The 11,605-nt window shown below is 68.9% G+C and carries 5 protein-coding genes; 2 read left to right on the forward strand and 3 right to left on the reverse strand.

Translation table 11 applies throughout. The features are described 5' to 3' along the window. Nucleotides 1–33: 33 nt before the first annotated feature. Together ASG52_RS01530 and ASG52_RS01535 are read left to right on the forward strand one after the other, a co-directional pair. The gene (locus ASG52_RS01530) at nucleotides 34–771 is read left to right on the forward strand and encodes a hypothetical protein (RefSeq protein WP_056238036.1); all 738 of its coding nucleotides are present in this window, start codon (nucleotides 34–36) and stop codon (nucleotides 769–771) included. Between the two features lie 73 nt (nucleotides 772–844). Beyond that, a complete protein-coding gene (locus ASG52_RS01535; protein WP_056238039.1) occupies nucleotides 845–3,166 on the forward strand; it encodes a Tex family protein in 2,322 nt (773 codons plus the stop codon). 167 nt (nucleotides 3,167–3,333) lie between these two features. Here ASG52_RS01535 and ASG52_RS01540 read toward each other — a convergent pair whose 3' ends face one another. The 3 genes from ASG52_RS01540 to treS form a co-directional block, all read right to left on the reverse strand. Then, on the reverse strand, nucleotides 3,334–5,496 hold the full coding sequence (locus ASG52_RS01540; protein WP_056238041.1) for a molybdopterin-containing oxidoreductase family protein: 2,163 nt from the start codon (nucleotides 5,494–5,496) through the stop codon (nucleotides 3,334–3,336). Between the two features lie 322 nt (nucleotides 5,497–5,818). Beyond that, complete coding sequence (gene glgB, locus ASG52_RS01545) at nucleotides 5,819–8,176, reverse strand: 1,4-alpha-glucan branching protein GlgB (protein WP_056238042.1); 2,358 nt, start codon at nucleotides 8,174–8,176, stop codon at nucleotides 5,819–5,821. Nucleotides 8,177–8,314: 138 nt separating this feature from the next. Next, entirely contained in the window at nucleotides 8,315–11,581 is a 3,267-nt protein-coding gene (treS, locus tag ASG52_RS01550) for a maltose alpha-D-glucosyltransferase (protein WP_056238044.1), read from the reverse strand. Nucleotides 11,582–11,605: the final 24 nt, after the last annotated feature.

Genomic DNA, 11,605 nt, shown 5'->3' on the forward strand with positions numbered 1-11,605 from the left:
CGCGGGCCCACCACGCCGGGTTAGGCCGCTGCCATGGCGACATCGGAATGGCGCGAGAGCCGCAACGCGGCGGCCCGGGCTCGGCTGGAAAAATCCCTGCGGCCGGGCTTTCCCGCGCATGTCCTGCACCATGCGCTGACCCGGCCGCTGATCCCACCGACGCCGAGCCGGGCGGTGGCGAGCTACTGGCGCCATCACGTGCTGCGGGCCGACCGCCTCGCCCGCGCGCTCGCCGCCCGCACCGGCGCGCCGGAGGGCTGGACGTGGCAGGTGGGGCGCGGCGAGGGCCGGCCCGCAAGCTTCCGGGTGCCGCCCGCGCCCTATCGCGAGGATGCCCACGCTCCCGGCCTCGGCGCCTGCCGCGTCTGCGGCGGGCCGGTCTTCCGCTTCGGCTGGCACCGCGATCTGGCGGGCGACGGCGCCCCGAGCAAGCGGGCCGGTTGGCACGCCGCCTGTGTCATCGCCTGGGAGTTCTGGTGCTCGCCGAGCGATCACCTCAAGGACCTGAAGGCGCGCCAGCGCCACCGCTGCGCCGTCTCGGGCAAGCGCCTGCTGCGCGGCTCGGAGGTCGATCACCGCCTGCCGCTCTACCGGGTCTGGCGCGAGGAGCGCGACCTGCCCTGGCCGTTCCTGCTGAGCTATTGGGGCGCGCCGAACCTTCAGGTGGTCAACCGCGCCGGCCATCTTTTGAAATGCCGCGAGGAGGCGGACGAACGCGCCGCCCTGCGCCGGGAAGCGTTGATCGCCGCGCCGGACGACGACCTGCCCTGACGAACTCTCGCCTTGCGTCTCACCGCCGCCGCTTTATCCCCGTGCCCCCTGCCGCCGCGATGGAGATCTCTGGATGGCCGTGACGAAGAGCGTGAACGGGCTCATCGCCGAGGAACTCGGCGTCCGTGAGGGGCAGGTCGCGGCGGCGGTCGAGCTGCTCGACGGCGGCTACACGGTCCCCTTCGTCGCCCGCTACCGCAAGGAGGCGACGGGCTCGCTCGACGACGCGCAGCTGCGCACGCTGTCCGAGCGCCTCGGCTACCTGCGCGACCTCGCCGAGCGCCGCTCGGCCATCACCGAGAGCATCCGGGCGCAGGGCAAGCTGACGCCGGAGTTGGCGGCGGCGATCGCGGGCGCCGAGACCAAGGCGCGGCTGGAGGACATCTATCTGCCGTTCCGCCCCAAGCGCCGCTCCAAGGCGCAGACCGCCCGCGAGGCCGGCTTGGCGCCACTGGCCGAGATGCTGCTCGCCAAGCCGGAGACGAGCCCGGAGCGGGCGGCGCAGGCCTATGTCGCGGCCGAGAAGGGGATCGAGTCCGCTGAAGCCGCGCTGGAGGGGGCCCGCGCCCTCCTGATCGAGCGGTTCGCCGAGGATGCCGACCTGATCGGGCGCCTGCGCGAGGATTTTTGGAGGACCGGCGAGGCAGTCTCGCGCGTGCGCAAGGGCAAGGAGGCGACCGGCCAGAAGTTCGCCGATTACTTCGACTGGCGCGAGCGCCTCGACAAGATGCCGTCGCACCGGGTGCTGGCGCTGTTTCGCGGCGAGGCCGAGGAGGTCTTGGAGGTCGGGCTCGCGGCGGAGGGCGAGGATTCGCCGTCGGGCCTCCCCGGCCCGTTCGAGCTGGCGGTGTGCCGTCGCCACGCCGTCTCGACCCGCGGGCGCCCGGCCGATGCGTGGCTGCTGGAAACGGTGCGGGTCGCGTGGCGCACCAAGATCCGCACCGGCATCAAGGCCGATCTGCGCACCCGCCTGTTCGAGCGGGCCGAGGACGCCGCCGTGAAGGTGTTTGCCGGCAACCTCAAGGATCTGTTGCTCGCCGCTCCCGCCGGAGGCCGCGCCACCCTCGGGCTCGATCCGGGCTATCGCAACGGCGTGAAGGCGGCGGTGGTGGACGCCACCGGCAAGGTGCTCGCCGTCGAGACCACCTATCCGCACGAGCCGCAGCGACGCTGGAACGAGGCGGTGGCTTCCCTCGGAAAGCTCTGCCGCCGCCACGGCGTCGAGCTGATCGCGGTCGGCAACGGCACCGCCTCGCGCGAGACCGACCGGCTGGCCGCCGAGATTCTCGCCGCCAACCCCGATCTGACGATGGCCAAGGTGATGGTCTCGGAGGCCGGCGCCTCGGTCTACTCGGCCTCCGCCATCGCCTCGAAGGAACTGCCCGATCTCGACGTGTCGCATCGCGGCGCCGTCTCGATCGCCCGGCGCCTTCAGGACCCGCTGGCCGAGCTGGTGAAGATCGACCCGAAATCCATCGGCGTCGGCCAGTACCAGCACGATATCGGCGAGCAGAAGCTGTCGCGCTCCCTCGACGGCGTGGTGGAGGACGCGGTGAATGCGGTGGGCGTCGATGTGAACACGGCGTCCGTGCCGCTTCTGGCGCAGGTGTCCGGCCTCGGCGAATCGGTGGCGGCCAAGATCGTGGCCCACCGCGACGGCAATGGCCCGTTCCGCACCCGCGCAGCGCTGAAGAAGGTGCCGGGGCTCGGGCCCAAGACCTTCGAGCTGGCGGCGGGCTTCCTGCGCATCCCCGACGGCACCGACCCGCTCGACCGCTCCGGCGTCCACCCCGAGGCCTATCCGGTGGTGCGGCGCATTCTCGAAGCGACCAAGAGCGACATCACCGTGCTGATCGGCAACGCGGCCGTGCTCGGTTCCCTCTCACCCGAGCGCTTCGCCGACGAGCGCTTCGGCCTGCCGACGGTGCGCGACATCATCAGTGAGCTGGAAAAGCCCGGCCGCGATCCGCGCCCCGCCTTCAAGACCGCGAGCTTTCAGGAGGGCGTCGAAAAGATTTCCGACCTCAAGCCGGGGATGCAGCTGGAGGGCGTCGTCACCAACGTCGCGGCCTTCGGCGCCTTCGTCGATGTCGGCGTCCATCAGGACGGCCTGGTCCATATTTCGGCGATGGCGCGCCGCCGCATCGCCGCGCCGTCCGAGGTGGTGAAGGCGGGCGACGTGGTGCGGGTGCTGGTGCTGTCGGTGGACGTGCCGCGCAAGCGCATCGGCTTGTCGATGCGGCTGGACGATCCGGTGGACGGGATGGCGGTCGCGCCGCGGAGTGTGGGCCCGCGGCCGGTGCAGGCACCGCTGCGGCCGGCGCCGCAGCCGGAGCGCGGTGGGGCTCTGGCCGACGCATTCCGCCGGGCAAAGGGGCAGCCGCCGGGGCGGTAAGGCGCCCTCCTCTCCCTGCTGTGCGGGGAGAGGGGATGCGCGGCAGCGTCTCGCTAGAACGTCATCCTGGATATCGGATCCAGGACGACGTTCTATATCCTTGTACCGCATCGTCTTTTTCCGAAAGCGGAAACCACCTTTCGGGACGATGCTCTAGAGACCGCCCATCAGTTCGAGCGCGAGACCTCGACCAGATTGTCCGAGAACGACGGCGCGTGGCCCATGTCGGTGAACGCGCCCGACGAGATGCTGTTGACCGTGCCCTCGTTGAGCTGGCGCCAGTAGCCCAGCGTCGCCACCACGATGCCGGCGTTCACGTCGTCGGTGATGCGCGCCACGCCCTTGAAGGCGCCGCGGTCGTTGCCGACCTGAACCCGGTCGCCGTTGCGGATGCCGCGGGCATCGGCGTCGGCCTGGTTGATCATCACGAACTGCTCGCCCTGGCCCTTCTGCTTGTCCTCCATGTTCGCGTAGCAGGAGTTCAGGAAGTAGTGGCTTTTCGGCGAGACGATGTTGAGCGGGAAGCGCTTGGCGAGCTCCGGATCGTTCGTGTGCGACTCGCGCGGGCCGAGGTAATCGGGCAGCGGGTCGAGCGCCTCGCCGGGCTGGAAGCCCTCGTACATCTGCCGGAACGGGGGGGCGACGAAGTTCGTGGCGCCCTCGACCTTCAGCATGCACTTGCCGGTCGGCGTCGGGAAGTTGCCCTCCTTATGCGGCGCGCGGTCGTCGGGCGTGCCCACTTTCAGGCGGGCGAAGCCGTGCTCGCGCATGTAGGCCAGATCGATGCCCTCGCAGGCCGGCGCGCTCCAATCGACGTAGTGCTCCAGGCACTCCGAATCGGTCCACTTGAAGTTCTCTTCCTCGAACCCGAGCCGGGCGGCGAGCTGGCGAAAGATTTCGTTGTTCGGGATCGCCTCGCCGGGCGCCTCGGCGCATTTGGTGTTGTAGGTGAGGTAGAGGTGGCCCCAGGACAGGATCATGTCCTCCATCTCCGCGCCCATGGTCGCCGGCAGCAGGATGTCGGCGTAGGAGGCGGTGTCGGAGATGAAGTGCTCGGCCGAGACCATGAACAGGTCCTCGCGCATCAGCCCCTCGACGATCTTGTCGGTCTCGGGCGCCTGCGTCACCGGGTTCGAGTTCCAGCACATCATGGACATGATCGGCGGGTCGAGCTGCATCTCGCCGGTCAGCGCCCGGCCGATCTGCAGGTTCGAGACGACGCGGGTGCCCTCCGGGATCAGGTCCGGGCGGCAGATGACGTCGAACTTGTAGGGGTGCTCCCAGACGCCGAACTGGGTGATGCCGCCGCCGACATGGCGCCACGCGCCGGTGAGCGCCGGGATGCAGGCGACCGCCCGGATGGTCTGGCCGCCGCCGTAATGGCGCTCCAGCGCCACGCCGATGCGGATGCCCACCGGCTGCTCGGTCGCCATCTCGCGGGCGAGCTTGCGGATGTCGTCAGCGGAGACGCCGGTGATCTCGGCGGCCCATTCGGGCGTGCGGGTGGCGGCGCGCTCCTTCAACTCGGGGAAGCCGACGGTGTAGTTGTCGACGTAGTCCTGATCAACGAGGCCCTGCTCGATGATCGAATTGATCAGCGCCATGGCGAGCGCGCCGTCGGTGCCGGGCTTGGGCGCAATGTGCCAGTCGGCGGCCTTGGCGGTGCGCGAGGCGTAGGTGTCGATCACGACGACCTTGGCGCCCTTCTTCTGCGCGTCCTTCACGATGGCCCAGTGGTGCAGGTTGGTGCTGACCGAGTTGCAGGCCCAGATGACGATGTACTTCGAGTGGATGTAGCTGTCCGGGTCGAGACCCGCGGTCGGGCCGACCGTGAGGAGCCATGCGGTGCAGGAGCCCTCGCCGCAGAAGGTGCGCTCGGTGACGGTCGCGCCCATGCGGTTGAAGAACGCGTCGCCGCCGTTCAGCCCGTGCACGAGGCCCTGGTTGCCGAGATAGCTGTAGGGCGCGATGGCTTGCGGGCCGTACTGGTCGATGATGCCCTTCCAGCGCGACACGATGGTGTCCAGCGCCTCGTCCCAGGTGATGCGCTCGAACTCCTTCGAGCCCTTCGGGCCGACCCGCTTCATCGGGTAGAGCAGCCGGTCGGGATGGTAGTGGCGCTTCTCGTAATCCTTCAGCTTCACGCAGAGGCCGCCGCGGGTCATCGGATGATCCGGGTTGCCGCGCACGCCCTGAAGCTGGCCGTCCTTGACGTCGAACAGCATCGAGCAGGTGTCGGGGCAATCGTGCGGGCAACCGCCGAAGAACGTTTCCGTCAGGCTCTCGGCCTCGGCGACGATCAGGGAGTCCGGCTTGACGATCTCGTTCATGGTTCCTCCGCGGTCGAACCGGGGCCTCGTTCGATGGGCCGGGCTTCGATGGCTGGAGGCAGCATGCCTCATCCTAAGAATAAATCAAAACTGAAGTGGCGACGGTAGCACGATCGTGCAATGCGCATCCCCTCGCCCCGCTGTGCGGGGAGAGGGCTTCGATGACCTTGTCGTCATCGAAGCGAGGCGGCAGCCGGAGGTGAGGGGGCGATTCAGGACGAGACTCTTCCGTCGAGTCCCCCTCACCCTCGCTACCGCTTGCCGCGACGACAACGAGGTCGTCGCGGCCCTCTCCCCGCGTGCGGGGAGAGGGGAATGCAGCTCAGCCCTCGCGGACAAGGATGAGCGTCGCCAGCGGCGGCAGGGTCAGGCGCAGGGAGTGGGGCTGGCCGTGGCTCGCCTCCGCCTCGGTCTGGACGCCGCCCATATTGCCGACGTTGGAGCCGCCGTAGCGCTCGGCGTCGGAGTTGATCGCCTCGCGGTAGAAGCCGCCCACCGGCACGCCGACGCGGTAGCCCTCGCGGGGCACGGGGGTGAAGTTCGAGACCACGATGACGACCTCGCCCTCGGTCTTGCCCTTGCGGGCCCAGGCGATGACCGAGTTGTCGGAATCGTCGGCCACCAGCCATTGGAAGCCGCCGGGCTCGACATCGCGGGCGTAGAGCGCGGGCGTCGCCGTGTAGACGTGGTTGAGGTCGCGGATCAGGTCCTTCACGCCGCCGTGGAGCCCATCCTCCAGCAGGTGCCAGTCGAGCGACTGGTTGTGGTTCCACTCGCGCTCCTGGCCGAACTCACCGCCCATGAAGAGCAGCTTCTTGCCGGGGTGCCCCCACATGAAGCCGAAATAGGCGCGCAGGTTCGCGAATTTCTGCCAGCGGTCGCCGGGCATCTTGCCAAGCAGCGAGCCCTTCCCGTGCACGACCTCGTCGTGGGAGAGCGGCAGCACGAAATTTTCCGAGAAGGCGTAGAGCAGCCCGAAGGTCAGGTTGTGGTGGTGGTAGCGCCGATGGATCGGGTCCTCGGACATGAACTTCAGGGTGTCGTGCATCCACCCCATGTTCCACTTGAAGCCGAAGCCGAGGCCGCCCGTATAGGTCGGGTGCGAGACGCCGGGCCATGAGGTGGATTCTTCCGCCACCGTGATGGTGCCGGGCGCGTGGCTGTAGGTCGCCTCGTTGGTCTTGCGCAGGAAGTTGATGGCGTCGAGGTTCTCGTTGCCGCCGTACTGGTTCGGGATCCACTCGCCCGCGCGGCGCGAGTAATCGAGGTAGAGCATCGAGGCCACCGCATCCACGCGCAGGCCGTCGAGATGATAGTGCTCCAGCCAGAACCGGGCGTTGGCGGCGAGGAAGGCCGAGACCTCCTCGCGGCCGAAATTGTAGATGTAGGTGCCCCAATCCTGATGGAAGCCCTGGCGCGGGTCGGCATGCTCGTAGAGGTGCGTGCCGTCGAACAGGCCGAAGCCGTGGGCGTCAAGGGGGAAGTGGCCCGGTACCCAGTCGAGCAGGATGCCGATGCCGGCTTCATGCGCGGCATCGACGAAGGCGCAGAAGTCTTCCGGCGTGCCGAAGCGGCTGGTCGGCGCGAACAGCGAGACCGGCTGATAGCCCCAGGAGCCGTCGAACGGATACTCGGTGATCGGCAGCAGCTCGATATGGGTGAAGCCGAGTTCCTTGACGTAGGGGATCAGGCGCTCGGACAGCTCCTTGTAGGTGAGGTAGCGGTTGCCCTCGCCGGGCACGCGGGCCCACGAGCCGAGATGGACCTCGTAGACCGACATCGCGGCGTGGCGCGGGTCGCCCTTGCCGCGAGCCTCCATCCAGGCCTTGTCCTGCCACGCCGGCTCGCCGAGTCCGTGCAGGACGGACGCCGTCTGCGGCGGGTGTTGCGCCCGGAAGGCGAGCGGGTCGGCCTTGAGCGGCTGCAAGGCGCCGTTGGGGCCGCGGATCTCGAACTTGTAGTTCTGGCCGGCAACGAGGCCGGGGACGAACAGCTCCCACACGCCGCCGCTGCGCCACAGGCGCATCGGATGGCGGCGCCCGTCCCACTCGTTGAAATCGCCGACGACGCTGACGCGGCGGGCGTTGGGCGCCCAGACGGCGAAGCGGTAGCCGTCGATGCCGTCGAGCGTGCCGGCATGGGCGCCGAGGACGCGGTAGACGAGGTTGCTGCCGACCTGGCGCAGCCCGTCGATCTCGTGCTGCTCCAGCGAGGGGCCGAAGCCGTAGGGGTCGTGGCGGCGGACCGTCGAGCCGTCCCACAGATCGATCTCGATCTCGTAGAGCGGGCGGCCCTCGCCCTTGACGCTCGCGACATACAGCCCGTCCGGGTGCACACGCTCGAAAGGAGTGTTCTGGCCGCCCGTCAGCAAGCGGGCAGCCTTGGCCTCGGGCAGGATGGCGCGGACCTCCCAAGCGCCGGGGGCGACCTGATGCGGCCCGAGCACGCCGAAGGGGTCGCCGTGGTCGGCGGCCATCACGGCGGCGATGGCGTCGGGATCGAGATGGGTGTTCCGCGATTGGGCCACGGGCTGACCGGCGCGCGGCGCGGACGCGCTGCCCGCCAGCGAATCCGCGGGCCGGGGCGTCTTGGCCGCCTCGACCGAGCCTGACCTGTTCGGGACGTCGGCGGCCGCGCGGCCCTCGTTCGAGGGCGTAGCCTTGTCGTCCAGAGCCGTCATCCAGTCACCTCTTCCGATGCGCTCGTTTCGATACGACAACGAGCCGGGGCGCTTCGCGCTCCGTCCCGATCGTCGCTTCGTTCATTCTCATGAGCCGGACCGGCGCGGGCACTCTCGACCCGCGCGCGGAATAAAGAATCAGGCCGATGCGCGGTCGCGCTTGGCCTCGTCCAGCATGTTGAGAACCCCCCGTGCCGGGATTTCGATCCAGTCCGGCCGGTTGTTGACCTCGTAATCGACCTCGTAGAGCGCCTTCGCCAGCAGGCTCAGGCGCAGCAGCCTGCCTTGCGTCTCCGCATCCTCCACCGCCGCCGGGCTGCCGGCGACCGTCTGGGCATAGCCGTCGAGGAAGGCTGCATCGATCATGCCGCGCCACGCGATCGACGCGTTGCGAGCCCGCTCCTCGCTGTCGCCGAAGCGGGCGGCGATCTCGCGCACAACGGTCTCGGCACCGTAGGCGAAGGAGCGCAGCATGCCGGCGACGTCCCGCAGCGGCGTCGACTTCGCCCGGCGCTGCTCGACCGGCCGCGAGGGCTCGCCCTCGAAATCGACGATGATGAGATCGCCCTCGGACGCCAGCACCTGACCGAGATGGTAGTCGCCGTGGATGCGGGTCTTGGTGGCGCCCCGCAGCGGACCGGAGGCGAGCGAAGCGATCAGCGCCTCGACCTCGCCACGGCGCGACGCCAGCGCCTCGGCGGCCGAGCCCGGCGACCACGCGGTGATCGCGTCGAGACCGCGGAAGGCGCGGGTGGCCTGATGGCGGGCATCGTCCGCGAGCGCCTTGAGGTCGTCCTCCGTGAACGGCTCGACCGCGAAGGCCGCGTCCTCGGTCGGCGTCGCGAAGGCCTTGTGCAGTTCGGCCGTGCGCTGCCCGAGCAGGATCGCCCAGCGCAGGTGCGAGGCGAAGGCCTCCTCCGGCGTCGGGGCCTCGCTCTCGGGGGCGAGCACGACGGTGTCGAAGTCGCGCCGCAGGCCCTCCAGCATCAGCGTCCAGGCATCGCCCTGGTTGAGCACGAATTTTTGCAGAAGTGCCAATGCCGTGCGGGTGCCGTCCTCGGCGACGTGCTCGACCACGCCGAGGAGCGCGGGCGTGTTGGCGAAATGGGCTTCTTCCGTGAGGAAGCGGCCGATCTCGATCTCCGGATGGGTGCCGGGTTGGAGCCGGCGCAGGAGCTTGAGCATCATCCGGGCGCCTATGGCGATGGAGGTGTTGCTCTGTTCCGCCGAGAGGCGACGCACGTCGGCGGCCTCGAACGGCACCTCCGGATCGTAGGCCGAGGTGGTCGAGAAGACGATCTGGCCGCGCTCGGAGGGGATCGTCACCCCATCGCGCATCGCCTCGATCAGGGCGACCGCGAAGGGCGCGGCGGCGGCGGCCTCGTAGAGCAGGCCGGTGCGCGGTCCGCGGCGGACGCGGGCGACCGCGTGGTCGAGCAGGGCCTCGTCCTCGCGGCCCTCATCGACGGCGAGCGGCACGAAGTAGTCCTGGCGCTCGCCGTTGGCGAGCGTGACGGCGACCCGCGGCAGCAGGAACTTGCCCTCGCCGGAAGCGTCCTTGACGATGGCGCTGTCATCGACCTGCACGGCCTTGATGCGCGAGCCCTTGGCACCGAACCAGCGACGCGAGTAGATGAAGGCGGGTGCCACCGTGCGCTCGAAGGCGGTGCGCTCGCGGCCCTCGATGAGGGTTTCGACCCCGCCGGTGAGCACCAGGGTGAACAATTCGGGCGTCGCCGGCTGCGGCCCGATCTCGCCCGTGTTCGCCGCCGAGAGCGAGAACCAGTAGAAGCCGTAGGCCGGCAGCGTCAGCAGGTAGGGCAGCTCGCCGATCGCCGGGAACTGGCTGCCGCCAGTCAGCTCCACGGGGATCGCCCCGCGGAGATCCGACAGGTCGAGCTGCACCGCCTGAGGCGCGCGCGAGAGGTTGGCCACGCACAGGATGCGCTCGCCCTCGTGCTCGCGCAGCCACGCCAGCACCTTGCGGTTGGTCGGGTAGAGGAACTGGATCGCACCGCGCCCCAACGCGACGGAGTTGTTGCGGATCGCGATCATGCGCCGCGTCCAGTTCAGCAGCGAAGTCTGCGCCTGGATCTGCGCCTCGACGTTGATCGCGTCGTAGCCATAGATCGGGTCCTGGATCGCGGGCAGGAACAGTCGCTGCGGGTTGGCGCGGGAGAAGCCGCCGTTGCGGTCGGGCGACCATTGCATCGGCGTGCGCACGCCGTCGCGGTCGCCGAGATAGATGTTGTCGCCCATGCCGATCTCGTCGCCGTAATAGAGCACCGGCGTGCCGGGCATCGACAGGACGAGCGACTTCATCAGCTCGATCTTGCGCCGGTCGTTCTCCAAGAGCGGCGCAAGGCGGCGGCGGATGCCGAGGTTGATGCGGGCGCGCCGCTCGGCGGCGTAGAACGACCAGAGGTAATCACGCTCTTCCGCGGTGACCATCTCGAGCGTCAGCTCGTCGTGGTTGCGCAGGAAGATCGCCCACTGGCAGCCCTCCGGGATTTCCGGGGTCTGGCGCATGATGTCGGTGATCGGGTGCCGGTCCTCGCGGGCGATCGCCATGTACATCCGCGGCATCAGCGGAAAATGGAACGCCATGTGGCATTCGTCGCCGTCGCCGAAATACTGCGCGGTCTCCTCCGGCCACTGGTTGGCCTCGGCCAAGAGCATCCGGTCGGGATAGCTCTCGTCGAGCGCCGCGCGGATCGCCTTGATGACGTCGTGGGTCTCGGACAGGTTCTCGCAGTTCGTGCCGTCGCGCTCGATCAGGTAGGGGATCGCGTCGAGGCGCAACCCGTCCACGCCCATGTCGAGCCAGTAGCGCATGGTCTCGATGACGGCCTCCAACACCTTCGGGTTGTCGAAGTTGAGGTCGGGCTGGTGGCTGTAGAAGCGGTGCCAGAAATACTGCTTGGCGACCGGGTCCCAGGTCCAGTTCGAGGACTCGGTGTCGAGGAAGATGATGCGCGTGTCGCCGTAGGGCTCGTCGGTGTCCGACCAGACGTAGAAGTCGCGCTCGGGCGAGCCGGCCGGCGCCTCGCGGGCGCGCTGGAACCAGGGGTGCTGGTCCGAAGTGTGGTTGATGACGAGCTCCGTGATGACGCGCAGGCCGCGCTCGTGCGCTGCCGCGACGAAGGCCCGGAAATCCTCCATCGTCCCGTAGGACGGGTTGACGTCGCGATAGTCGGCGATGTCGTAGCCGTCGTCGCGGAGCGGCGAGGGGTAGAACGGCATCAGCCAGATCGCCGTGACCCCGAGGTCGCGGACATAGTCGAGCTTCTGGGTCAGGCCCTCGAAGTCGCCGATCCCGTCGTTCGTCGAGTCGAAGAACGACTTGACGTGGATCTGGTAGATGATGGCGTCACGGTACCACTGCGGATCGCTGCGATCGATCATCGCGTCGCTGCCTCACGTCACTTC

Origin of the sequence: Methylobacterium sp. Leaf456, from assembly GCF_001425465.1 — a bacterium.
Lineage (GTDB): Bacteria > Pseudomonadota > Alphaproteobacteria > Rhizobiales > Beijerinckiaceae > Methylobacterium.

Bases quoted from the DNA above. Each gene is read 5' to 3' on its own strand.
- ASG52_RS01530 (WP_056238036.1), top strand. From the start codon at position 34: ATGGCGACATCGGAATGGCGCGAGAGCCGCAACGCGGCGGCCCGGGCT.
- ASG52_RS01535 (WP_056238039.1), top strand. From the start codon at position 845: ATGGCCGTGACGAAGAGCGTGAACGGGCTCATCGCCGAGGAACTCGGC.
- ASG52_RS01540 (WP_056238041.1), bottom strand. From the start codon at position 5,496: ATGAACGAGATCGTCAAGCCGGACTCCCTGATCGTCGCCGAGGCCGAG.
- glgB (WP_056238042.1), bottom strand. From the start codon at position 8,176: ATGACGGCTCTGGACGACAAGGCTACGCCCTCGAACGAGGGCCGCGCG.
- treS (WP_056238044.1), bottom strand. From the start codon at position 11,581: ATGATCGATCGCAGCGATCCGCAGTGGTACCGTGACGCCATCATCTAC.